Here is a 22,377-nt window from a genome sequence, read left to right on the forward strand (position 1 = left end):
CTCACGTTCCTCGTCCTCGAAAGCGACGGCTGGTGGTCGACCCGCACCGCACAGGACGAGCGCTGCGTTCGCCGCGCCGGTGGCGACCCCGGCCAGGGTCCCGGCGGTGCCGATTCCAGCGCCCTCGCCGGAGCCTTCGGTACGCCGCAGCGCCGGCCTGCCGGCACGGCTCCGGCACAACGGCTGCGCGACCGCCTCGCGCAGCGCGGCCCCGCGCCGCCGCTCAGCCGTAACGCCCTTCGATGTAGTCGGCCGTCTCCGGGTGCACCGGGGTGACGAACATCTCCTCGGTCCGCCCGTGCTCGACGACCCGGCCCATCAGCATGAACACGCACTCCTCGCTGGCGCGCCGCGCCTGCGCCATGTTGTGGGTGACGATCAGGATGGTGTATTGCCCGCGCAGTTCCCAGAGCAGTTCCTCGACCGCTTCGGTTCCCTTGGGGTCGAGCGCCGAGCAGGGTTCGTCCATCAGCAGGACCTTCGGCTTGACTGGCAGCAGGCGGGCGATGCACAGCTTCTGCTGCTCCTCGAGCGACAGTTCGGTCGCCTTGCGCTGCAGGCGGTCCTTCACCTGGTCCCAGAGCAGCACCTGCCGCAGCGACTGCTCGACGATCTCGTCCGGCGTTCCCTGCGCCACCTCGCCACCGCCCTTGGCGTGCAGCCGGTGGCTGAAGAGAATGTTGTCGCGGATCGAGATGGGCAATGGGTTCGGGCGCTGGAAGACCATGCCGACCTGCTTGCGCACCTGCACCAGTTCGACCTGCGGGTCGTAGATGTTCTCGTTCATGACGTGCACGCTGCCCTCGATGCGCACGTAACCGAGACGCTCGTTGATCCGGTTGACGCTGCGCAGGAAGGTGCTCTTGCCGCAACCCGAAGGGCCGATCATCGAGGTGATCAGTCCTTCGCGGATGCGCAGGTCGACGTCGTAGAGCGCCTGGAAGGTGCCGTACCAGAGATTGAGCTTCTCGCTGGCGATGGCATGGCGGGGAATCGGCTGCGTCAGTGCAGCGGTCTGTTGGTTGTTCATCTTGCGTGGTTTCCGTGTCCTTGGTGGGCTGGCGCCGGCCTCGCCGCGGCGGGCCGACGCCTGCTGGCTAGCCGAAGCGGCCCTCGACGTAATCGCGCGTTCGCTGGTCCTTCACCTCGCCGGTGAACAGGTCCTCGGTGACGCCGATCTCGACACACTCGCCGCCGAGAAAGAAGGCCGTGCGGTCGGCGAGACGCCGCGCCTGCTGCACGAGGTTGGTGACGAGGATGATCGTCACCTCCTTGCGCAGCTCCTTCAACACGTCCTCGATGCGCATCGTCGTCACCGGGTCGACGGCGATCGAGAACTCGTCGAGCATCAGCAGGTCGGGCTCCTGCGACAGCGCACGGGCGATCGTCAGGCGTTGCTGCTGGCCGCCGGAGAGCAGGCTGCCGAGCGCATTCAGGCGATCCTTGACCTCGTCCCAGAGCGCGGCGCGGGTCAGGCAGCGTTGGACGATGACGTCGAGTTCCGACTTTTCGTTGATCCCGCGCAGGCGCGGCGACAGCGCAACGTTGTCGTACACCGTCATCGGCAGTCCAACCGGCAGCGGAAAGACAACGCCGATGCGGCTGCGCAGGGCATAGACATTGTTCAGGCGGCGTGTGTCACGGCCGGCGAAGTGGATCTCGCCGTCCACCCGCATGCCGCTGGTGAACACGTCCATGCGGTTGATCGCCTTGAGGAACGAGGTCTTGCCGGCGTTCGCCGGGCCGATGATGCCGAAGATCTCGTGCTCGCGAATCGACAGGCTGACGTCGCGCAGCGCCACCGCGCTGCCGTAGCGGATCGTCAGGTTGCGTACATCGAGCTTGTGCGGGACGGCGGCGAGCGCCTGTTGGCTGGCGTCGGCGACCGGCGCCGGGGTTGCGAGCTCTACCATTTCTTCTTCCCCCTGAGCCACATGCGGAAGGCGATCGAAACGCTGTTCATGGTCAGCACGAGACCGATCAGCACCAGGGCGACGCCGAAGGGAACCTCTTCCGAGATGCCCGGCACCTGCGTCGCGGTCACGAAGAGGTGCAGCGACAGCGCCATCGTCTGGTCGAAGACGCTCTGCGGCAGGAACGGCGTGAAGAAGACGGCGCCGGTGAACATGATCGGCGCCGTCTCACCGGCGGTGCGCGAGACTTCGAGAATGACGCCGGTGAGGATGCCGGTCAGCGAGTTCGGCAGGACGACGCGGCGGATCGTCTGCCAGCGCGTCGCCCCCATGTTCCAGCACGCCTCGCGGAAGGCCTGTGGCACCGCCTGCAGCGACTCGCGCGTGGCGACGATGACCACCGGCATGGTCATCACCGCCAGCGTCAGGCTTGCGGCGAGGATGCTGGTGCCGAACTTGAAGAAGATGACGAAGGCGCCGAGCCCGAACAGTGCGTGGACGATCGACGGCACGCCGGCGAGATTGATGATCGCCAGATTGATGATGCGGGTGAACCAGTTGTCACCGGCGTACTCGCTGAGATAGATCGCGGCGAAGATGCCGATCGGCACCGACAGCAGCAGCGCGACGGTCACCAGCCAGATGGTGCCGAGCAGCGCCGGAAAGATTCCGCCGCTGCGCATGCCGTCGGTCGGCGGCGAGAACAGGAACTCCCAGGAAATCGCGCCGCCGCCCTTCGCCACCAGGGTACCGAGGATCAGCATCACCGGCGTGATCAGGAGCAGGGTCATGAGCCCGAAGAGCAGTCGATAGCGTCGCTGCACGCTGTCGTTGTGGCGGTTCAGGTCGCTCGCCTGAAACATCGTTGGGTTGGCTGTGGCCATGTCTTACCCCTTGCGGATGCCGCGCACGATCAGATCGGCGCTCAGATTGATGATGAAGGTGATGAGGAAGAGGAAGATGCCGATGGTGAACAGCACCTGGTAGTGCTCGCCGCCGACGACCGCCTCACCGAGCTCGGCGGCGATCGTCGCGGTCAGCGCGCGCACCGAGTCGAAGATGCTGTCCGGTATGTTGACCGCATGGCCGGTGGCCATCAGCACCGCCATCGTCTCGCCGAAGCCGCGGCCGACACCGAGCAGGACGCCGCCGAGCAGGCCGTTCTTCGCTGCCGGCAGCACCACCTTGTAGATCACCTGCCAGCGTGTCGCGCCCATCGCCTCGGCGGCCTCGCGGTAACGGTCGGGAACTGCCTTCAGTGCGTCCTCGGCGATCGAGGTCATGATCGGCGCCGCCATCAGGCCGAGGATGACGCCGGCGTTGAGCACCGAGAGGCCGACCGGCACGTCGAACCACTTGATGAGCAGCGGGTTCATGATCACCAGGCCGATGAACCCCCACACCACCGACGGGATCGCCGCCAGCAGTTCGACGAGGACCTTCAGCGCCTCACGCGTCTTGCCGGTGGCGAACTCGGCGATGTAGATCGCCGCGCCGAGCGAGAACGGCACCGCGACCAGCATCGCCAGCCCGGTGACGCTCGCCGTTCCGGCCATCAGCGCGAGGATGCCGTATTCGGGATCCTCGGCATCGCTCGGCGACCAGTAGGGGGTCAGGAAGAATTCGCGGAAATCCATCTTCTCGAAGACGAAACCGATCCCCTCCCTGGTGACGAAGAAGAAGATGCCGAGCACGAAGAGGATCGCCGAGATGCCGCAGATGAAGACGAGGCCGGCGATCAGCTTGTCGACGTACCAATCCGGGTTGCGGCGGTCGAAGTCCTCTGCCACTTGTGCGCTGGTGGCGCGGTTGCCCAGCGCCTGCGTACCGGTACTCATCTCAGCTGCCCTCCTCGCCACGCAGGACGCCCATCAGGTTGCTGACGCGCAGGGCGATCTCCCGGCTCAGCGTCCGCAGGTCCGGCGGTCCGCCGGCGGCGCGGCTGACTTCCCATTCGAGCGCCACCGTATGGAAGGGAATCTGCTCGACGTAGGATTTGACCGGTCCCTGCAGGCTGACGATGATCTGGTAAGCGGCGAGTTCCTGATGGTGTGCCGGCATCGCCTGCGGCTGGTGGCTGCCGAGATCGATCCCCAGTTCCTGCAGAAGGGCGACCGAGCGCTCGTCGGCGACACCGGCAGTGCGGCCGCGGCTATGGTACTCGCCCACTTCAGGAAAGTTCTTGCGCGCGATCGCCTCGGCGATCGGACCGAACAGGCTGTTGTCCTCGTCGAGGAAGAGGATGCGGAAGAACTTCGGCCCCTTGGCCTGGCCGGTGACCGCAAAAACCGTGTCTTCGCAGATGTTCTTCGCCTGGTCGGAAACCCGCTCCAGCGAGTTGAACACCGTCAGGTAGGCGAACAGGTCCTGGATGTTGCAATGATCGCCCTCGCCGAGCAGGTCACTGAACGCCATGTCGAAGGTTCGCTCGACCTGGTCGGCGATGACCATCGTCGCCTTCGCCGCCTCGGCATTGCCGTCGAGGAAGGCATCGACGGCCTGTTTCAGCATCTGCCGCGACTCGCTCGCCATCAGTTCGATCTCGCGCGCCATCAGCCCCTGCGGGCGACCGAGACGTACCGCCTCGCGACAGATGGTGACGGCGTAGTCGCCGATCCGTTCGAGCGCGACGTTGGCGTGGACGACGGCGCCCATCAGGCGCAGGTGGCTGCCGGTCGGCAGGTGCACGCCGATGAAGGCCATGCGCATGCGATCCAACTCGTTGCTGACGGCATTGATGCGGTTGTCCCCGAGAATCGTGGCGTAGGCCAGCGGATCATCGTCGGCGAGCAGCGCATGGACAGCATCGGCGAGGGCCTTCTCGACCAGGCCGGCGAGCAGGGCCAACTGTTTCTTGATCTGGGACAGGTCTCTCTCGAGACGTTCTTCGTAGTGACTCATCGCGGTCTTCTTCCTCAGGCGCGGGAACACGGGCTCTGGCGGTGCGCCGGCGGCGTCGGCGCACCGCCGCCGACGGGACTTACTTGCACTTCACTTTCTTGACCGGCGCATAGCCTTCCTTCTCGATGATGCACTGGCCGGTGTCGCTCTTGATCCAGTCGAGATACTTCTTCGTCTCGCCGCTCGGTTCGCCGTTGGTGTACATGAACAGCGGCCGGGCAATCGGATAGGTGCCGTCGAAAGCCGTCTGCTCGCTCGGCTTGACGCAGGGCTTGCCGGCCGCCGGCGCGACGCAGAGCGCCTTCATGTGGTCGGTGACGTAGGCGAGTCCGCTGTAGCCGATCGCGCAGGGGGTCTTCTCGACGAGGTCGGCGACGTCCTTGGAACCGTGCATGTCGAGCGTCCCCTGGCGGAACTTGCCCTTCTCGCCGAGCACCGCCTCCTTGAAATAGGCGTAGGTGCCGGAGTTGTTCTGCCGGCTGACGACGACGATCTCGCCCTTGCAGCCGGGAATGGTGATGCCGAGGTCGGCCCACTTGCTGGCGCCACCGTCACGACCGTAGATCTTCGCCAGGTCGGTAACGGTGATCGAATCGTTCGGGAAGTTCTTGTGCACGAAGATCGCCAGCGCGTCGTAACCGATGATGTGCTCGACCGGTTGGCGCCCCTTCGCCTGCGCCTCCTTGATCTCCTTCTCCGACATCTTGCGGCTCGAGTTGGCGATGTCGACGGTGCCGTTGATCATCGCCGCGATGCCGGTGCCGGAACCACCGCCGGAAACCGCGACGGCAACCTTCGGATTGACCTTGCCGTACTGCTCGGCCAACGCCTGCGCGGCATTGACCAGGGTGTCGGAGCCCTTGTTCTGGATTTCGGTGCGGGCGGATGCGCCGGCGGCGGCCGTCACGCCAAGCGTCAGGACGGCAAGCTTGCACAACATCGAGCGAGAGTTCATCTGCGTTTCTCCGGGTATCGTTGGATGGCTGGATTCGTCGCCTGCCGATGACAGGACGATTGATCATCGCAGGCTTCCGCGCGGCTGAAAATTCGGGCAACGACGTACGCGATACTGCCAGCGTCGCAAGCCCGGCAGCGGGCGCAGACCGCGCGCGCGGCGGGCATTCCGGACACCCATAAGGGCAACCCTTACGTAGTCTTCCCTATTCCCAAACTGCGGTGGCGCCGGCAGAATGGGCGCTCGATCAACCTGCGACGGCGCAAGATGCCGAAATCGGCGACCCGGCGACCCGGTTGGCGCGACGCACTGCTGCTCGTCGGCGGCTACGTTGCCCTGGACTGGGCGAGTCACATCCACCGCCTGCACGGGCTCGATGTCACACCATGGAGTCCGGCGCCGGCCCTTGGCCTGCTCTTTCTCGCCCGGTTCCGCGGCCGCGTCGCGCCGCTGCTGGCGCTCGCGATCTTCATCAGCGACGCCTGGGTGCGCGCGCCGCAGCTTCCCTGGCTGCTCGCCTGCGGCCAGGCGCTGCAACTGACCGCCGGCTACTGGCTGATCGCCGAAGTCCTGCGGCGCCGGATCGGCAGCAAGGGGGTCTTCGCCAACCGGCCGGGGTTGATCACCTGGGTGACGATCATCGTCGCCGGCACCCTGCTCAACAGCCTGCTGCTGATCGGCGGGCTGACCCTCACCGGCTACCTGCCGAAGGCAGCCGTGGGCGAGACGCTGCTGGCGCACTGGCTGGCCGACGTCACCGGCATCCTGATCTCGATGCCGCTGCTCGCGATGCTGCTCGACGAGCGCAGCCGTGGCCGCCTGCGCCAGCTCCTGCTCGGTCGCGAATCGCTGAGCCTGCTGACCACCGGCGGCGTCCTCGTGCTCACCTTCTTCGCCGGCGAGATGAGCGAGCTGCGCTACTTCCCGGCCCTCTTCCTGCCGATCGCCTGGGCTGCCGCTCGCCAGGGACTCGCCGGTGCGGTGCTGACGATCGGCCTGACGCAGGTCGGCGTCGTCGTCGGCACCTACCTGCTCGGTCTCTCGCCGCTGGCGCTGATCGAACTCGAGGTACTGATCCTGGTGCTCGCCCTGTCGGGCTTCTTCATCGGCGTCGTCGTCGATGAGAAGCAACGGGTGAGTGCCGAACTGCAGCAGACGCTGCGGCTGGCAGCGGCGGGCGAGATGGCGGGGGCGCTGTCGCACGAGCTGCACCAGCCACTGACGGCGCTGCTCGCCTACACGCGCGCCTGCCAGCAGCTGCTCGCACAGGGCGAAAGCGGCGACCGGCTGCGCGACGTCATCGATCGCGTCGTCGCCGAATCGCAACGCGCCGCCGACGTCGTCAGCCGCCTGCGCGACTTCTTCCGCACCGGCACCACCCGGCTCGAGCGGATCTGGCTGCGCGAGCTGCTGTCTTCGGCAGCCGCCCGCTTTGCCACCCAGGCGCGGCAACAGGGCATCGAACTGTCGCTGCTGCCGGCACCACCCTGTGCCCTGTTCGCCGACCGGCTGCAGCTCGAGGTGGTACTGCGCAACCTGCTCGCCAATGCCTTCGAGGCGGCTGCCGAAAGGCCGCCGGCGGAGAGACTGGTGCGCCTGTCGGCAGAGCGGGAAGGCGCTGCACAGGTCTGCATCACCGTCGAGGACAGCGGCCCGGGGGTCACGGAACAAATGGCGGAGCATCTCTTCGAAGCATTCCAGTCATCGAAGGCCAGCGGCCTCGGACTGGGACTGGCGATCAGCCGGGCAATCGTCGAGGCGCACGGCGGCGCCCTGTGGGCGGAGGTCGCCGACCGCGGCCTGTTCCGCCTGACGCTGCCGATCGAGGAGGCAACGGGCGATGCCGCATAGAAGCAATACCGTCTTCATCGTCGAGGACGACCCGTCGGTGCGCGACGCGCTGGCGCTCCTGCTCGGCCTGAACGGTCTCTCGGTGGTGCTCTTTGCCGACGCCGAGAGCTTCCTGGCGGCGCGCCGTCCCGACTGGTACGGCTGCCTGCTGGTCGACATCCGCATGCCGGGGATGGACGGCCTGACGCTGCAGAGGCGCCTGCGCGAGAGCGGCTCGTGGCTGCCGGTGATCGTCATGACCGGCCACGGCGACGTCGAATCCGCACGCCAGGCCTTCCGCAGCGAGGCCGTCGACTTCCTCGAAAAGCCGATCGATCACAGCCGGCTGCTGTCGGCGATCGACGACGCTTTCGCGCGACAGCATCTGCGCCAGGACGATGCCGAACGCGACACCGCCGTCGCCAACCTGCTGCAGACGCTGACGCCGCGTGAGCGGGAGGTCATGGCGCAGGTGGTCGCCGGCCGGCACAATCGCGAGATCGCGCGCCAGCTGGCGATCAGTCCGCGCACCGTCGAGGTGCACAAGGCGCGACTGCTGGCCAAGCTGCAGGTCGGCAGTATCGCCGACCTCGTCCGCCTGAGCCTGCGCGCGGCGGAAAAGGATCGCCGCTGATTCCCGGCCGGTGCGCCCGGCACCTCTGACCGCCCCGCGGCGGCAGACAGCCTGCGTCGCGCGCGACTAGTCGTCGATCGCGTGCATCCGCTGCACGACCGCCGCCAGGACGGCCGTCGACCAGCCGAACATCAGCATGCCGGTCATCGCCTCGAAACCACCGAAACCGGCCCAGCCGTCGGGCAGCTTGCGCACACCGACGCCGAGCGTCGTGTAGTACTCCATCGAGTAGTACATCGCGACTTCGGTGCTCGGAACGAGATCCAGCAGCCGGAAGGCGACCGCCCAGACGACGATGCCGGAGAAATGGGTCAGCACCATCACGCCGACGATGCCGATGGTGAATAGCGTGCGCGCACCGCGGTTCCTCTCCCGTTTCAGCAACGGCTTGCCAAAGCGCTCGAAGCTGTTGCGCACCACAGCCATGCCGACGCCGTGCAGGGCGACGGTCAGCGCCATCGGCACGAGCGCCGCCAGAATCTGCCTCAGATACTCGAGGTCCACCATCCGCGTCCGCGACCTCCGCTGCAATCCATCACGCACAAGACCGGTGGTGGCCACCGGCAGCAGGCGGCTGCCGGCGCGTCGCCGGTCGCGGCGCCGCCGCTGGCCACGCTCAGGTGGCGGGCGTTTCCTTTTCCTTCGCTTCCTTCGCCGGCTTGGGCGGGGTGTAGGCATCGTAGAGCGTCTGCATCCGGCGCAGCTTGAGCACACCGTGGAAGACCGTCACCAGCATGGCGATCACCAGCAACGAGACGAAGCTCTTCTCGAGGTCGTATGCCCCCTGCCGGTTGGCGACCGTGGCGGCGACGATGAGCGCGACGATGCCCAGGTTGATCGCCCAGTTGAGCGGCCGCGAAACGACGAAGTGCAGGGTGCCCATGCCGGCAAGCTGGTAGAGCATGAACGGCAGGATGGCAACCGCCGGGATCAGCTCGGAGGCGCCGAGCGACACATTGACCGCGCCGGGCGCCATGGCGTGCAGCAGGCGGCTGTTCGCCAACTCGTGAAACAGCGAGGGGATGGCGCAGAGGATCGGCACGACCGAGAGCAGCTCGAGAATCAGCGCACCGCTCCAGGTACCGACGCGCGACGAATGGTCCGACCCCTCCTCGTTCGACTGGGCACCGATGAACAGCCCGCCGACGATCGCCGCGATGCTCGACAGCATCAGCAGTTCCACCGAAATCCCGAAGCCGGCCGGTTCACCGGTCTTGATCAGCAGCAGGGCGAGGAAACCGGGGGTGTAGAACATCACGCGCACCAGCCGCGCCCAGACGCGCGCATCGCGCTCCGGCGGCAGGACAGGCAGCGCGACGCCGTTGGTGCCGATGGTCGCTCGTTCCTTGGACATGTGGAAACCTCCCTTTGGCAGAGAACAAGAGAAAGGGCGCCAAGATAGCACGAAACCCGGTCCATTTCAGGCCCCGGCATGGCCTGCCAGCCCCCGGCGACGAACTGGGCGACGATGCCGCCGTGGCGCGCCGGCCGGTCCCGCAGCGCCGCATCGCCGGCGCCGAAGACGCTGCTCCGGAAGGTCGGCGAGAGATCCCTGCGGCCGCACCTCTGGCCACCGCAAAGCGATGGCTGCGCAGCGAAAAAGGGCGTTCGACAAGTCTCCGGCGCTACGGATATACTGCCGCTCGACATGAGCTTGCTTGCGGTGCACCGGTCGATGCCGGCCAGTCGCGGCGTCCTCGCCAGGCGTCGCCGACAGCGATGCAAGCGCCGGATCGGTACCCTTCTTTTTCGCCAGGAGCGACAGGTGGAGCAGCTATCGAGCAGATTGCGGATCGGCGAGAAGATCGGTCTCGGCTTTGCACTCGTCGGCCTGCTGCTCACCGGTGTCATCTGGCACTACCACCAGACGTTGCGCTCGGTGATCGACGATTACCAGCGCTTGCAGCGGGTGTTCGAGGTCCGCAAGTCGCTCGCGGTCGGCATCGAGATCGAGATGGCGGCTGCGCGTGACGCGGAAAAGAGCTTCCTGCTGCTGCACCAGGAGCGCTTCGCGGCGGACGTCGATCGCCACCTGCAGGCGATGCGCGAAAAGGTCAGCGCGCTGTGTACCGTCGATGAGCCATCGCAGCGCACCGCCGAGCAACTGCAGGCGTTGATGGACGTTTACCAGCAACGTTTCGCCGCCGTCGCCGAAGCATGGCGAGCGATGGGCCTGGACGAGAACTCGGGCATCCAGGGCGCCTTCCGGCAGAAAATCCATCGCCTGCACGAGCTGTCGGCGCAGTACAACGTCGACCGCCTGCTCACCGTCCTGCTGCAGATTCGCCGCAACGAGAAGGATCTCGCGTTGCGCCAGGACGCCGCTTACCGGGACCGCGTGCGCCGCCTGCTGCTCGAATTCCGCCAGCTCGTGGACACTTCGGAACTGCCCGAGGCGACGCGGCAAAAGCTGCTCGCCGAGTTGGCGGCCTACGCGAAGAGCTTCGAAGGCTACGCCTTGAGCGCACTCAAGCCGGGCTACGACGGCGCCGGCAGAGGGCCGTTCCGCGACGCCGCGCAGCGCATCGAAGCGATTCTCCACGACCACTACGTACCCAATCTGGAAACCAACATCCTCAAGCTGCGGCGCCGCGAGAAGGACTTCCTGCTGCGCGGCGATGAGTCGTACCCGCCGATGGTGGTGGAAATCGCGCGCGCGATCCGCGCGCAGATCGGCGAGTCCGCTCTCGCCGAAAGCGACCGGGCGCAGCTGTTGGCCCTGCTGCGCGATTACCAGCGAAGCTTCCTCGTCCTGGTCTCACAACGTGCCAACATCGCCGCCCTGACGGTCGAGATGAACGCCGCCGCCGACCAGGTGGCGCCACTGATCGAGGCCAACGTCGCGCAGGCCAACGAGACCATGGTCAGGCGCGCGCGCGAAATAGACGAAGACGCACAAGCCAGGGTCCGGCTGGGCCTGATCGTCGCCGCGTCGACGCTCCTCCTCGCCGCCCTGCTGGCGCTCGGCACCACCATCCGCATCGTCCGCCCGGTGCGCCAGATGGCCGGGATCCTCGACGACCTGGCCTACGGCACGCCCACCGAGCGCGTCCCGACCGTCCCCGGAGGACGCAACGAGATCAATGCCATGGGCGAGTCGCTGAATGCGCTGCTCGATCATCGCGCCACATTCCTCGGCTGGTGGAAGGCTTCGATGGACGAGCTGATCGCACGTCGCGCGCTGCTCGCCAGCAGCGGCGACGAGGAACGGGACGAAACGCTCACCGAGCTGCGCGCCGCCAGCATCGTCAAGGTGCACAAGCTGAACGCGATCCGCGGCCGCCTGCTGCACCACGCACACGGCATGGTCGAGGTCGGCCGCCGCCTGTGCGCTGCCGGCAGCCTGTCGACAGGCGACGCCAGGCAGCTCGAACATGCGGCGCAGGCGATGGAGTCGCTGCTCGACGTGCTGGCGGTCGAGGAGGAGACGCCGGGTGCTGCCGCGAACAGCGTCGCCGCTACGACCGACGACGGCAACCCTCGTGGCGTCGGCGCCTAGCAGCCGGTGCGGCCCGGCTGCACCGGCAGATCGCACCAGCGACCGTCGATGAGCCCTTCGATCGGCCGGAAACCGGCCTTGTAGGCCATCTTGCGGCTGTCGCGAATCCAGTAACCCAGATAGAGATAGGGCAACTCGTTGGCAGCGCACTGGGCGATCTGCCAGACGATGTTGTAGGTGCCCAGACTCGCCGCCGGCAGCGCCGGATCGAAGAAGGTGTACACCGATGACAAGCCGTCGCTGAGCACATCGACGATGCTCACCATGCGCAGCACTCCGTCATCGGTGAATTCGATCAGGCGCGTATCCACCCGGCTCTGCAACAGGAAGTGGGTGTATTGCTCGTGGCTGTCCTGGTCCATGCCGCCACCGGCATGGCGCGCCGACTGATAGCGCAGGTAGAGCTGGTAGTGCTCCTCGCGAAAGGCGAGCGGCAGCTCGCGCGCCTGCAGGCCACCGTGCAATCTGAGGCTGCGGCGCTGGCTGCGCGACGGCGCGAAGCGATCGACCGGCACGCGCACCGGAATGCACGCCCGGCAGTGGTCGCACTTCGGCCGGTAGGTGAAGACGCCGCTGCGGCGGAAGCCACCGCGCACGAGTTCCCCATAGACCTCGCTGCTGATCAGGTGGCTCGGCGTCGCCACCTGCGAGCGCGCCGATTGCCCCGCCAGATAGCTGCAGGCATACGGCGCCGTCGAGTAGAACTGGAGCAGCGAGAAGGGCAGGTTGGAATCGTTGAGTCGCGACATTCGTCTAGGTCCAGGGTTCGCCGGCGGCATCGACCGGCCAGCGGCCAGGCTCCCACGCCTGACTGACGAGGGTCCGCAGGCGCTCGAGGAAGATCGTCCGCGGCATCTCGCGCGCGCCGAGCGAGGCCAGGTGCGGGGTGCTCATCTGGCAATCTATCATGCCGAATCGCTCTTCTTCAAGGAAGCGGGCGAGGTGGGCTGCGGCCACCTTCGAGGCATCGGCAGCGAGCGAGAACATCGACTCGCCGTAGAACATGCGACCGATGGCCAGGCCGTAAAGACCTCCGACCAGCTGGCCGTCGCGCCAGGTCTCCACCGAGTGGGCGACGCCGAGCTGGAACAGCTTCCAGTACGCCTCCTGCATCTCCGGCGTGATCCACGTACCGCCCTGTCCGGCGCGCGGCACCTCGGCACAGGCGCGAATCACGGCCACGAAATCGCTGTCCAGCCGCACCTGGAAACGACCCGAGCGCAGGCAGCGGCGCAGCGAGCGCGAGATGCGGAACTCCGTCGGCAACAGCACCATGCGCGGGTCCGGGCTCCACCAGAGGATGGGCTCACCGGGCGAGAACCAGGGAAAGATGCCGTACTGATAGGCCGTCAGCAGCCGTGTCGGCGACAGGTCGCCACCGGCACAGAGCAGCCCGTTCGGTTCGCGCAGCGCCCGTTCCAGCGGCGGAAAAGCCGCGCCCCGCTCGAGCCACGGGATCATCGCGCGAAGCGGATCGGCTGCCGGGCATCGGCCACCTGCCGAGGCGGCGTCTTGAAGGCGACGACATGATCAACGTCGAGGCGAATGCCGATCCGCTCGCCGATCGCATGATCGTGATGCGACGGCACCAGCGACAGTACCTCGAGGCCACTGGCAAGACGCAGCGAGTACAGGATCTCGGCGCCGCGGAAAGCCTTGTGCCGGACTTCCGCCTGCAACCCTGCCTGATCGTCGTGAACCACGTCGTCCGGCCGCAACAGGACCTCGACGCCACAACCCTCACCGCAGGCGGCGCATCCCTGGCTGCATTCGAGCGGCAGGCGCGATTCGAGCATGCCGAGTTCGACGCGCACCCGGTTCTGGTCCACGACGACACCCGGCAGAAAGACGCCCTGGCCGACGAAGTCGGCGACGAAACGGTTGCATGGCTGATGATAGACGCGGTAGGGGCTGTCCCACTGCTCGATCCGGCCCTCGGCCATGACGCCGACCTCGTCCGCCATGGCGAAGGCCTCGTGCTGGTCATGCGTGACCAGGACGGCAGTCGTCGCCTCACGCCGGAGGATCTCGCGCACTTCCAGCGACAGGTGCTCGCGCAGATCGACGTCGAGGTTTGAAAACGGCTCATCGAGCAGGATCAACCGTGGCCGTGGCGCCAGCGCCCGCGCCAGCGCCACGCGCTGTTGCTGACCGCCGGAAAGCTCGTGCGGGTACCGCTTGCCATGGCCGGTCAAACCGACCAACTCGAGCAGCTCATCGATCCGCTGCTGCCGCTGCCTGCCGGCAAGACCGGCAAGACCGAAGCCGACGTTGGCAGCGACGGTCAGATGTGGAAACAGCGCGTACTCCTGGAACACCATGCCGATCCGCCGCTGCTCCGGCGGCAGCCGGTACCCGGCGCGACTGAGCACCTCACCGTCGACGCGGATCTCACCGGCAAGGATGTCCTCGAAACCGGCAATGCAGCGCAACAGGGTCGTCTTGCCGCAACCGGAAGGGCCGAGCAGGCAGGCGATGCTCCCCGACTCGACGCGGAAACCGACCGCATCGACCACGGTGTGCGATCCGTAGCGCTGGACGACGCCCTGCAGTTCAAGCTGTGCCATCAGAACCTGCTCATCAGTTGACCGATCCCTGCGCCGCGCCGGCCACTCGCTGCCAACGGCGGCAAGGTGCCCGGAAACTGCGACCGGTCAATTATAATTCTCATTCACCCACCGAGCCATGACCAGCCGCCACCACAGCCCCCTGCTCCTCGTCGCCGTCGGCATTGCCGCGCTCGTCGGCATGCCCGTCTTCAGCGTCCTGAGCAACGTCCTCAGCGGCGGCACCGGCGCCACCTGGTCACACCTGGCGGCAACGGTACTGCCCGATTACATTGCCAACACGCTGCTCCTGTGCGTCACCGTCGGCATCGGCGTCATCGTCGTCGGCGTCACCAGCGCCTGGCTGACGGCAATGCATGAGTTCCCCGGCCGGCGGATCTTCGCCTGGGCACTGGTGCTGCCCATGGCGATGCCGGCCTATGTGCTGGCCTATGTCTACACCGATTTCCTGCAGTTCGTCGGCCCACTGCAGACCTGGTTGCGCGACACCTTCGCCTGGAGCAGGGACGACTACTGGTTTCCCGAGATTCGCAGTCTCGGGGGAGCCGCGGCGATGTTCGTCTGTGTCCTCTACCCCTACGTCTACCTGCTCTCGCGAACGGCATTCATCGAGCGCAGCAGCGGCATGCTCGAAGCCGCCCGCACGCTCGGTCTCGGGCCATGGCAGAGTTTCTTCCGCATCTCGCTGCCACTCGCGCGACCGGCGGTCGCCGCCGGTGCGACGCTCGCCCTGATGGAAACGCTCGCCGACTATGGCACGGTCTCCTACTTCGGCGTCCAGACCTTCACCACCGGCATCTACCGCGCCTGGTTCTCGCTCGGCGATCGCGTCGCGGCGGCGCAACTGTCTGCAGCGCTGCTCGCCTTCGTCGTCGTGCTGCTGCTCGTCGAATGGCGCTCGCGCGGCCGTTCCCGGTTCCACAACACGACCGGCCGCCGACGTCAGCTCGCCGAGCGACGGCTGTCGGGCGGGCGCGCGTGGCTGGCCACCGCCGCCTGCGCGCTGCCACTCTGCCTCGGCTTCGTCCTGCCGGCGGCCCTGCTCCTGCGACTGACGCTGGCCGAAAGCGAGATGCGGCTCGGCGCGCAGTTCGTCACCCTGGCGCGCAACAGCTTCCTGCTCGCCGGACTGACGGCCTTCATCGCGCTGGCGCTGGCGGTTCTTCTCGCCTACGGCGCCCGCCTGGCAAAGGGAGTCCTTGCGCCAGCGCTCAACCGCCTGGTTGGGCTCGGCTACGCCGTCCCCGGCTCAGTCATCGCCGTCGGCGTGCTGATCCCGGTCACCCGCCTCGACCACTGGCTGGCGGCGACGTGGCAGAACTGGTCGGGAGAGAATCCGGGGCTGCTGCTCACCGGCGGCATCGCGGCCCTGGTCTACGCCTACCTCGTCCGCTTCCTCGCGGTGGCGCTGCAGTCCGTCGGCAGCGGCCTGGGGAAGATCACCCACAGCATGGACGATGCGGCGCGCAGCCTGGGCCTGGGACAGGCGGCGACGCTGTGCCGGGTGCACCTGCCGATCCTGCGCAGCAGCCTGTTCACCGCCGCTCTGCTGGTCTTCGTCGACGTCATGAAGGAACTGCCGGCGACGCTGGTGATGCGTCCCTTCGACTTCGACACGCTGGCGACGCAGGCCTATACGCTGGCCGCCGACGAGCGGCTGGCGGAGGCCGCAGGCGCCTCGCTGGCGATCGTCGCCGTCGGCCTGCTGCCGCTGATCGTCCTCTCGCAACAGATCTCGCGGCGCCCCGGCTGAGCGCAGAGCCGGCGGCTGCGATGCCGCCGGCTCTGCGCTCAGCGATGACCCACGCGATCGAAGATCAGTTGTGCCTTGGCGCGGTAGGTTGCCAGCGAGCCCACCGGCAGGTTGTCGGCCTTGAACTTGCCGAGCGCCTCCAGGGCCGGGTTGCCGACCTTGACCCCGGGCACCACCGGCCACTCATTGTTGCCATCGGCAAAGTAGCGCTGCGCTTCGTCGCTGGCAAGGTACTCGAGGAACTTGATCGCCGCTTCCCGGTGTGGCGCCGTCTTCAGCATGCCGCCGCCGGACACATTGACATGCGTCCCGCTGCCGTTCTGGTCGGGCCAGACGATACCGATGCGCTCGATCGTCTTGCGGTCCTCGGCTTTGTCGGAACGCATCAGGCGCGCCAGGTAGTAGGTGTTGGCGAGCGCGACGCCGCATTCACCGGCAGCCACCGAGCGAATCTGATCGGTATCGCCGCCCTTCGGTGCGCGCGCGAAGTTGGCGACCACTCCGCGCGCCCACTCCTCGGCCTTCACCTCGCCCTGATGCGCGATGATCGACGCCAGCAGCGACAGGTTGTAGGGATGGGAGCCGGAGCGAGAACAGAGCTTGCCACGCAGTCTCGGGTTGGCCAGGTCAGCATAGCTCTGCACCGTCTGCGGATCGACGACGCCTTTCGCGTAGACGATGACGCGCGCGCGCAGCGAGAAGGCGAACCAGTCGTCGGTGCGCAGGTGCACCGGAATGCGCGCTTCGAGCAGCTTCGAGCGCACCGGCGCCAGCAGGCCCATCTCGTGCGCCACCGCCAGACGGGCGGCATCGACCGTCAGCAGGACATCGGCCGGACTGCTCGCACCCTCGTTGCGAATCCGCTCGAGCAGCTCGTCCTCCTTGCCCTCGATGCGTTTGACGGTGATGCCCGTCTGCCGCGTGAAGTTGCTGTACAACGCCTCATCGGTCTGGTAGTGGCGGGCCGAGTAGAGGTTGACGACTTTCTCCTGCGCCTGTGCGCCAGCCAGCGAGACGCTGACCAGGGCGACGGCGATGCAGGTACGCAGGAACGAGAGTGGCATGGTGCTGCCTCCATGGTTGGCGATGAAAACCGTTTCGAAGCATCGATCATAGCAGCGGCCGGCAGCATTGTAAATGCGAATCGTTCTTGCCAATGTTTGAAAAAAAGCGACCGCAATGGTCGCTTTTTTTCAACCCGGGTTGCGCCTCAGCGCGACAGCAGGCGGCGGGCGCCGTTGTAACGCTGCACCCAGTAACTCTGCCGCATGTCGTCGATGCGGATCGCGGCGCCGGTGCGCGGCGCGTGCAGGAAGCGGTTGTCGCCGAGATAGATGCCGACATGCGAGAACGCATGTCGCATGGTATTGAAGAAGACGAGATCGCCGGCCTTCAGTTCGTCGCGGTCGATCACCGAACCGACCTCGCTCTGCTCGCGCGCGCTGCGCGGCAGCAGGATGCCCATGGCTTCCTTGAAGACGATCTGGACAAAGCCACTGCAGTCGAGCCCGGTATCCGGATTCGTGCCGCCGAAACGGTAGTTGATGCCGATCAGCTCGAAGCCCTTGAGGATCAGATCCTGCGCGCTGTTGCTGTAGCGCTCGAGCAACGACGGTTCCTCGAGGGCCACCTGCGCTTCGCTGGCGTGGACGGAGCCCATCCCGGCGATACTCACCAGGGCGGCGCTCAAGACGGTGCGGAGGAGATGTTTTCTGAGCATGGGACCGGAATTTATGTGAAAAAAGTCACACTGTAAACCCCCTTTGGTCAAATGCCGCTCTCCCGGAGCACCCCACCGCCGCCGCGCAGGAGCATCAATCAAAGGAGAAAAGCACCCTTCTGCCTGCTCCACGGGAGCATTCTGCGGCAATCCGCGCTGGCCGCGTCACTGGCGCTGGCATCGGCCCACGCCTCTGTTCTTCCCCCTCCGGCGGGCAGCCGGAGCCGGCACGAAGCACGGTCGGAAGAGGAACGTACGTACCGTGGTTTGTGTTTATAATCGCCGCTCTGCCAGCGCGTTGCCCGGCTGCCGCTGGCGCATCGGTCGCAACCGATCCACATCATGGAGTGCGCATGAACCCCTTCAAGGCTTTTCTGATCGAGGACCGCGACGGTCGCACGCACGCCGCTCTGATGCGGATGGATCCGGCGCAGCTCGATGCCGGCGAAGTGACCATCCGCGTCGCCTACTCGAGCGTCAATTACAAGGACGCACTGGCTGCCACCGGCGCTGGCCGGATCATCCGCCGTTACCCCTGCGTCGGCGGCATCGACCTCTCCGGAACCGTCACCGACAGCAGCGACCCGCGCTTCCGGCCGGGCGACGAGGTGATCGCCACCAGCTTCGACATCGGTGTCGCCCATCACGGCGGCTACGCCGAGTATGCCCGCATCCCCGCACGCTGGGTCGTGCCCCTGCCGGCCGGACTGTCCCTGCACGATGCCATGGCCCTCGGCACGGCGGGCTTCACCGCCGCACTCGGCGTGGTGCGCATGGAAGAGAATGGCCTGCGGCCCGCCAAGGGCCCGGTGGTGGTCAGCGGCGCGACCGGCGGCGTCGGCAGCCTGGCGATCGACATGCTTGCCGCGCGCGGCTATCAGGTGACCGCACTCACTGGCAAGGAGAGCGAGCGCGATTATCTGCTGCGCCTCGGCGCCAGCGAAGTGATGCTTCGCTCGCAACTCGACACGACACGCATCCGCCCCCTCGACAGGACACTCTGGGCAGGCGCCGTGGACAACCTGGGCGGCGACGTGCTCGCTTGGATGGCGAGCACGATGCGCCAGGGCGGAACGATCGCCAGCATCGGCCTCGCCGCCAGCCACGAACTGAAGACGACGGTGATGCCCTTCATCCTGCGCGGCGCCTGTCTGCTCGGCGTCGATTCCGGCTACATCGGAGAGCCGTACCGCAGCGGCGTCTGGCAGCGCCTGGCGAGCGACCTGCGACCGCAGCACCTGCAGCAGATGACGCGCACCATCGCCTTCGACGACCTGCCACAGGTCTTCGCTGACTTCATCCGGGGCCATGCGCATGGCCGTGTCGTTGTCGCCATTGCTGGCAGCTGAGGCGATCAGCAGCGATCGGGACACGTCAGGCGCGATGGAAGATCCGGCCCAGAGCCCGCGCATCCTGATCGTCGACGAATCGCGCATGGCCCGCGCGGCCCTGATCAAGCGGGTCCGCGATCGCTACGGTTTTCGCGAGGAGGTCAATGGCGAGGCAGCCTGGCAGGCCTTGGTGCTCGACCACTCGATCCAGTTGGTGATCTGCTCGCTGACGCTGCCGTTGCTCGAAGGTGACGGGCTGCTGGTCAGGGTACGCGCATCGCGACTGGCGCGACTGCGGCAGATGCCGGTCCTGGTGATCGCCGGTGACAACCAGGAGGCCAACCAGAGGGCGCGCGAGCTCGGGGCGTCGGATCTCGTGAGCCGCAGTATCGACGGCAACGAGCTGCTGTCGCGCATCGCCACGCTGATCGATCTCGCACAGGTGGAAAGCGAGCTGGCCCGGCAGGCGACGAACCCGGCGCAACACCCGCTGACCGGGCTGCCGACGCGGCAGCACATCGAGCTGCAGGCGGCGAGCGCCCTCACCCAGTCCCTTCGGCACGACGCTCCGGCAAGTATCCTGGTCATGGGCTTCGACCGCTTCGACGCCCTGCGCATTGAACACGGCGACGATCTGGCCGGCAAGCTGCAGCAGAGGCTGGCCAGCATACTGGCGCAGAAGGTACGCAAGGAAGACACCCTGGGCCACTATTCGGACGGAGAGCTGGCGGTCGTTTCGCCGGGCACCCCGTATCCGGCGTGCGAGGCGTTTGCCAATCGCCTGCGCGAGGCCTTCGCCGTCGCCCACATCGCGGTGCACGGACAGCGACTGACCCTGTCCGTCAGCGTCGGTGTCGCCAACACGCCAGTCGATCGGGCGGTATCGGCCACTTCGTTGCTCGCGCTGGCGGGCGAGCGACTGAAGACGGCCCGCCAGGCGGGAGGCAACCGGGTCCTGGCCTGCGTCGACCAGGCTCAAGCGCGGGCGCCGGTGCCCCGGCTCGGGCACGCGATCGACCTCATCCGCGCCGGGCACGCCGATGCAGTGGTCCCGCATCTGGCGCAGCTCGGCAGGGAAATACTGCCCTTTCTCGAGTTGCTGGAAAGGGAGTGGAAGCTGGGCCTGCCTCTGGCAGGCATTCGTGAACGCATGCTGGAACGGGAGCGCGAGTCCGAAGACACCCGGCAGGCATGAAAACCATTGGTGCAGGTGCTACATCTTTTTGGAGAGGGAGTCACATGACGACAGTCAAGGAATTTCACAAGCACTCGATCGACAATCCGGAGGAGTTCTGGGGCGAACAGGCGAAGCTGGTCTCGTGGCACAAGCCGTTCACCAAGGTGCTCGATTTTTCCCGGCCGCCGTTTGCCAAGTGGTTCGTCGGCGGCGAAACCAACCTGTGCTACAACGCCGTCGACCGGCACGCCGAAAAGCGCCCGAACGACCGCGCACTGGTCTTCATCTCGACCGAGACCGACCAGGAAGTCGTCTACAGCTTCGCCGAGCTGAAGAAGGAAGTCATGCGCACGGCTGCGATCATGCAGAGCCTCGGCGTTGGCAAGGGCGACCGCGTCCTGATCTACATGCCGATGATCGCCGAAGCGCTGTTCGCCATGCTTGCCTGCACGCGCATCGGCGCCATCCACTCGGTCGTCTTCGGTGGCTTTGCCTCCGGGTCACTGGCGACGCGCATCGACGATGCCGCGCCGAAACTCGTGGTCTCGTCCGATGCCGGCATGCGCGGCGGCAAGGCGGTGCCCTACAAGCACCTGCTCGACGAAGCGATCGCGCTGGCGCAGCACAAGCCGGCGAAGGTGCTGATGATCGATCGCGGGCTCGACAAGGGCTTCAACAAGGTCGAAGGTCGCGATGTCGACTACGCGACGCTGCGCGCGCAGTTCATGGATGCCGAAGTGCCGGTCACCTGGCTCGAATCCTCCGAGCCGTCGTACATCCTCTACACTTCGGGCACCACCGGCAAGCCGAAGGGGGTGCAGCGCGACACCGGCGGGTATGCCGTCGCACTCGCCTCGTCGATCAAGAACATCTACTGCGGCAACGAAGGCGAGACCTACTTCGCGACCTCCGACATCGGCTGGGTCGTCGGCCACTCGTACATCGTCTACGGCCCGCTGATCGCCGGCATGGCGACGATCATGTACGAGGGAACGCCGCTGCGCCCCGACCCCGGCATCTGGTGGCAGATCGTCGAGAAATACAAGGTCAGCGTCATGTTCTCGGCGCCGACCGCGGCGCGCGTCCTGAAGAAGCACGACCCGGCGTACATGCACAAGTACGACCTGTCGAGCCTGCGCCACCTGTTCCTCGCCGGCGAACCGCTCGACCAGCCAACGCACGAATGGATCATGAGCGAGCTGGGCCGGCCGGTGATCGACAACTACTGGCAGACCGAGACCGGATGGCCGATCCTGTCGGCGATGCCCGGCGTCGAGAAGACCGAGATCCGCTTCGGCACGCCGAGCTTCCCGGTCTACGGCTACAACCTGAAGATCTTCCGCGAGGACGGCACGGTCTGTGATCCCGACGAGAAGGGCATCGTCGGCATCCTGCCGCCGCTGCCGCCGGGCTGCCTGTCGACCGTCTGGGGTGACGACGCGCGCTTCGTCTCGACCTACTTCACGCTCTTCCGCGAGCCGCAGGTCTACTCGTCGTTCGACTGGGGCATCAAGGACAAGGACGGCTACCACTACATCCTCGGCCGCACCGACGACGTCATCAACGTCGCCGGCCACCGCCTCGGCACGCGCGAGATCGAGGAAGCCATCCAGGGCCACCCTGCGATCGCCGAAGTCGCCGTCGTCGGCGTTGCCGATCAGCTCAAGGGCCAGATGCCGATGGCTTTCGCCGTCGTCAAGAGCGCCGACAGCATCGCCACCCCGGAGCTCGCAGCGGCGCTCGAGAAGGCCGTCATGAAGCAGGTCGACGACAGCCTTGGCGCCATCGCCCGCCCGAGCCGCGTGCACTTCCTGACCGTGCTGCCGAAGACCCGCTCCGGCAAGCTGCTGCGGCGCTCGATCCAGGCGCTGGCCGAAGGCCGCGACCCGGGCGACCTGACGACGATCGAGGACCCGGCCGCCCTCGAGCAACTGCAGCGCGCGCTCGGCACGAAAGCCTGAGCCAGCGCAGCAACGCTGCCGGCCGGTTCGCCGGCAAGGCCTGCCCCGCCAGGGGCAGGCTTTTTTTTTTCGCCACTCGACCGCAGTCGCCGACGGCGATCCCGGCGGCATCCGCTTGTTCCGCGCGATCGTGCGC

At 66.7% G+C, this 22,377-nt stretch carries 20 protein-coding genes; 7 read left to right on the top strand and 13 right to left on the bottom strand.

Annotation, left to right across the window (positions count from 1 at the left end; genetic code table 11):
- Window positions 1-223: 223 nt before the first annotated feature.
- From V5B60_RS21545 to V5B60_RS21570, 6 genes are all read right to left on the bottom strand, one after another.
- Window positions 224-1,030 carry a phosphate ABC transporter ATP-binding protein gene (locus V5B60_RS21545; RefSeq protein ID WP_332350141.1) on the bottom strand — a complete coding sequence of 269 codons (807 nt, stop codon included), beginning with the start codon at window positions 1,028-1,030 and terminating at the stop codon, window positions 224-226.
- A gap of 67 nt (window positions 1,031-1,097) precedes the next feature.
- On the bottom strand, window positions 1,098-1,913 hold the full coding sequence (locus tag V5B60_RS21550) for a phosphate ABC transporter ATP-binding protein (protein ID WP_332350142.1): 816 nt from the start codon (window positions 1,911-1,913) through the stop codon (window positions 1,098-1,100).
- Window positions 1,907-2,797, bottom strand: coding sequence for a phosphate ABC transporter permease PstA (gene pstA / locus V5B60_RS21555; protein ID WP_332350144.1), 891 nt, complete (start codon window positions 2,795-2,797; stop codon window positions 1,907-1,909). Before pstA ends, V5B60_RS21550 begins: the two co-directional genes overlap by 7 nt.
- Window positions 2,798-2,800: 3 nt before the next feature.
- Window positions 2,801-3,751 carry a phosphate ABC transporter permease subunit PstC gene (gene pstC / locus V5B60_RS21560; RefSeq protein ID WP_332350146.1) on the bottom strand — a complete coding sequence of 317 codons (951 nt, stop codon included), beginning with the start codon at window positions 3,749-3,751 and terminating at the stop codon, window positions 2,801-2,803.
- 1 nt (window position 3,752) lies between these two features.
- Window positions 3,753-4,814 carry a PhoU domain-containing protein gene (locus V5B60_RS21565; RefSeq protein ID WP_332350148.1) on the bottom strand — a complete coding sequence of 354 codons (1,062 nt, stop codon included), beginning with the start codon at window positions 4,812-4,814 and terminating at the stop codon, window positions 3,753-3,755.
- 79 nt (window positions 4,815-4,893) lie between these two features.
- Window positions 4,894-5,769, bottom strand: coding sequence for a phosphate ABC transporter substrate-binding protein (locus V5B60_RS21570; protein WP_332350150.1), 876 nt, complete (start codon window positions 5,767-5,769; stop codon window positions 4,894-4,896).
- Window positions 5,770-6,036: 267 nt separating this feature from the next.
- Here V5B60_RS21570 and V5B60_RS21575 point away from each other — a divergent pair, with 267 nt between their 5' ends.
- Both V5B60_RS21575 and V5B60_RS21580 read left to right on the top strand, forming a co-directional pair.
- The gene (locus V5B60_RS21575; RefSeq protein WP_332350152.1) at window positions 6,037-7,620 is read left to right on the top strand and encodes an ATP-binding protein; all 1,584 of its coding nucleotides are present in this window, start codon (window positions 6,037-6,039) and stop codon (window positions 7,618-7,620) included.
- Window positions 7,610-8,233 carry a response regulator transcription factor gene (locus V5B60_RS21580; protein ID WP_332350154.1) on the top strand — a complete coding sequence of 208 codons (624 nt, stop codon included), beginning with the start codon at window positions 7,610-7,612 and terminating at the stop codon, window positions 8,231-8,233. Before V5B60_RS21575 ends, V5B60_RS21580 begins: the two co-directional genes overlap by 11 nt.
- 66 nt (window positions 8,234-8,299) lie before the next feature.
- Here V5B60_RS21580 and V5B60_RS21585 read toward each other — a convergent pair whose 3' ends face one another.
- Window positions 8,300-8,740 (bottom strand): hypothetical protein, encoded by a 441-nt coding sequence (locus V5B60_RS21585; RefSeq protein ID WP_332350156.1) that lies wholly within the window; start codon window positions 8,738-8,740, stop codon window positions 8,300-8,302.
- Between the two features lie 109 nt (window positions 8,741-8,849).
- Complete coding sequence (locus tag V5B60_RS21590) at window positions 8,850-9,587, bottom strand: hypothetical protein (protein ID WP_332350158.1); 738 nt, start codon at window positions 9,585-9,587, stop codon at window positions 8,850-8,852.
- 411 nt (window positions 9,588-9,998) lie between these two features.
- Between V5B60_RS21590 and V5B60_RS21595 the strand changes: the two genes are divergently transcribed.
- Window positions 9,999-11,732 carry a hypothetical protein gene (locus tag V5B60_RS21595; RefSeq protein WP_332350160.1) on the top strand — a complete coding sequence of 578 codons (1,734 nt, stop codon included), beginning with the start codon at window positions 9,999-10,001 and terminating at the stop codon, window positions 11,730-11,732.
- On the opposite strand, the gene V5B60_RS21600 is transcribed toward V5B60_RS21595, so the two are convergent.
- Genes V5B60_RS21600 through V5B60_RS21610 form a run of 3 tightly spaced genes read right to left on the bottom strand, consistent with a single transcriptional unit; the run spans window position 11,729 to window position 14,299 of the window.
- On the bottom strand, window positions 11,729-12,481 hold the full coding sequence (locus V5B60_RS21600) for an arginyltransferase (RefSeq protein WP_332350162.1): 753 nt from the start codon (window positions 12,479-12,481) through the stop codon (window positions 11,729-11,731). The genes V5B60_RS21595 and V5B60_RS21600 overlap by 4 nt on opposite strands.
- A gap of 4 nt (window positions 12,482-12,485) precedes the next feature.
- The gene (gene aat, locus V5B60_RS21605) at window positions 12,486-13,193 is read right to left on the bottom strand and encodes a leucyl/phenylalanyl-tRNA--protein transferase (RefSeq protein WP_332350164.1); all 708 of its coding nucleotides are present in this window, start codon (window positions 13,191-13,193) and stop codon (window positions 12,486-12,488) included.
- A complete protein-coding gene (locus V5B60_RS21610; protein ID WP_332350167.1) occupies window positions 13,190-14,299 on the bottom strand; it encodes an ABC transporter ATP-binding protein in 1,110 nt (369 codons plus the stop codon). The genes aat and V5B60_RS21610 overlap by 4 nt, the downstream gene beginning before the upstream one ends.
- 118 nt (window positions 14,300-14,417) lie before the next feature.
- On the opposite strand from V5B60_RS21610, the gene V5B60_RS21615 reads away from it, so the two are divergent.
- Complete coding sequence (locus V5B60_RS21615) at window positions 14,418-16,052, top strand: ABC transporter permease (protein WP_332350169.1); 1,635 nt, start codon at window positions 14,418-14,420, stop codon at window positions 16,050-16,052.
- A gap of 38 nt (window positions 16,053-16,090) precedes the next feature.
- Here V5B60_RS21615 and V5B60_RS21620 read toward each other — a convergent pair whose 3' ends face one another.
- Together V5B60_RS21620 and V5B60_RS21625 are read right to left on the bottom strand one after the other, a co-directional pair.
- Complete coding sequence (locus tag V5B60_RS21620) at window positions 16,091-17,116, bottom strand: Fe(3+) ABC transporter substrate-binding protein (protein WP_332350171.1); 1,026 nt, start codon at window positions 17,114-17,116, stop codon at window positions 16,091-16,093.
- A gap of 146 nt (window positions 17,117-17,262) precedes the next feature.
- On the bottom strand, window positions 17,263-17,772 hold the full coding sequence (locus V5B60_RS21625; protein WP_332350173.1) for a C40 family peptidase: 510 nt from the start codon (window positions 17,770-17,772) through the stop codon (window positions 17,263-17,265).
- A gap of 353 nt (window positions 17,773-18,125) precedes the next feature.
- On the opposite strand from V5B60_RS21625, the gene V5B60_RS21630 reads away from it, so the two are divergent.
- Genes V5B60_RS21630 through V5B60_RS21640 form a run of 3 tightly spaced genes read left to right on the top strand, consistent with a single transcriptional unit; the run spans window position 18,126 to window position 22,241 of the window.
- Entirely contained in the window at window positions 18,126-19,121 is a 996-nt protein-coding gene (locus tag V5B60_RS21630; RefSeq protein ID WP_332350175.1) for an oxidoreductase, read from the top strand.
- Window positions 19,122-19,155: 34 nt separating this feature from the next.
- The gene (locus tag V5B60_RS21635; protein ID WP_332350177.1) at window positions 19,156-20,298 is read left to right on the top strand and encodes a GGDEF domain-containing protein; all 1,143 of its coding nucleotides are present in this window, start codon (window positions 19,156-19,158) and stop codon (window positions 20,296-20,298) included.
- Between the two features lie 44 nt (window positions 20,299-20,342).
- The gene (locus tag V5B60_RS21640; protein WP_332350180.1) at window positions 20,343-22,241 is read left to right on the top strand and encodes a propionate--CoA ligase; all 1,899 of its coding nucleotides are present in this window, start codon (window positions 20,343-20,345) and stop codon (window positions 22,239-22,241) included.
- Window positions 22,242-22,377 lie beyond the last annotated feature (136 nt).

Origin of the sequence: Accumulibacter sp., assembly GCF_036625195.1 — a bacterium.
Taxonomy (GTDB): domain Bacteria; phylum Pseudomonadota; class Gammaproteobacteria; order Burkholderiales; family Rhodocyclaceae; genus Accumulibacter.

What these genes read in the sequence shown, in the direction of transcription:
- V5B60_RS21545 (WP_332350141.1), bottom strand. Translation starts at nt 1,030, where the DNA reads ATGAACAACCAACAGACCGCTGCACTGACGCAGCCGATTCCCCGCCAT.
- V5B60_RS21550 (WP_332350142.1), bottom strand. Translation starts at nt 1,913, where the DNA reads ATGGTAGAGCTCGCAACCCCGGCGCCGGTCGCCGACGCCAGCCAACAG.
- pstA (WP_332350144.1), bottom strand. Translation starts at nt 2,797, where the DNA reads ATGGCCACAGCCAACCCAACGATGTTTCAGGCGAGCGACCTGAACCGC.
- pstC (WP_332350146.1), bottom strand. Translation starts at nt 3,751, where the DNA reads ATGAGTACCGGTACGCAGGCGCTGGGCAACCGCGCCACCAGCGCACAA.
- V5B60_RS21565 (WP_332350148.1), bottom strand. Translation starts at nt 4,814, where the DNA reads ATGAGTCACTACGAAGAACGTCTCGAGAGAGACCTGTCCCAGATCAAG.
- V5B60_RS21570 (WP_332350150.1), bottom strand. Translation starts at nt 5,769, where the DNA reads ATGAACTCTCGCTCGATGTTGTGCAAGCTTGCCGTCCTGACGCTTGGC.
- V5B60_RS21575 (WP_332350152.1), top strand. Translation starts at nt 6,037, where the DNA reads ATGCCGAAATCGGCGACCCGGCGACCCGGTTGGCGCGACGCACTGCTG.
- V5B60_RS21580 (WP_332350154.1), top strand. Translation starts at nt 7,610, where the DNA reads ATGCCGCATAGAAGCAATACCGTCTTCATCGTCGAGGACGACCCGTCG.
- V5B60_RS21585 (WP_332350156.1), bottom strand. Translation starts at nt 8,740, where the DNA reads ATGGTGGACCTCGAGTATCTGAGGCAGATTCTGGCGGCGCTCGTGCCG.
- V5B60_RS21590 (WP_332350158.1), bottom strand. Translation starts at nt 9,587, where the DNA reads ATGTCCAAGGAACGAGCGACCATCGGCACCAACGGCGTCGCGCTGCCT.
- V5B60_RS21600 (WP_332350162.1), bottom strand. Translation starts at nt 12,481, where the DNA reads ATGTCGCGACTCAACGATTCCAACCTGCCCTTCTCGCTGCTCCAGTTC.
- aat (WP_332350164.1), bottom strand. Translation starts at nt 13,193, where the DNA reads ATGATCCCGTGGCTCGAGCGGGGCGCGGCTTTTCCGCCGCTGGAACGG.
- V5B60_RS21610 (WP_332350167.1), bottom strand. Translation starts at nt 14,299, where the DNA reads ATGGCACAGCTTGAACTGCAGGGCGTCGTCCAGCGCTACGGATCGCAC.
- V5B60_RS21615 (WP_332350169.1), top strand. Translation starts at nt 14,418, where the DNA reads ATGACCAGCCGCCACCACAGCCCCCTGCTCCTCGTCGCCGTCGGCATT.
- V5B60_RS21620 (WP_332350171.1), bottom strand. Translation starts at nt 17,116, where the DNA reads ATGCCACTCTCGTTCCTGCGTACCTGCATCGCCGTCGCCCTGGTCAGC.
- V5B60_RS21625 (WP_332350173.1), bottom strand. Translation starts at nt 17,772, where the DNA reads ATGCTCAGAAAACATCTCCTCCGCACCGTCTTGAGCGCCGCCCTGGTG.
- V5B60_RS21630 (WP_332350175.1), top strand. Translation starts at nt 18,126, where the DNA reads ATGAACCCCTTCAAGGCTTTTCTGATCGAGGACCGCGACGGTCGCACG.
- V5B60_RS21635 (WP_332350177.1), top strand. Translation starts at nt 19,156, where the DNA reads ATGGAAGATCCGGCCCAGAGCCCGCGCATCCTGATCGTCGACGAATCG.
- V5B60_RS21640 (WP_332350180.1), top strand. Translation starts at nt 20,343, where the DNA reads ATGACGACAGTCAAGGAATTTCACAAGCACTCGATCGACAATCCGGAG.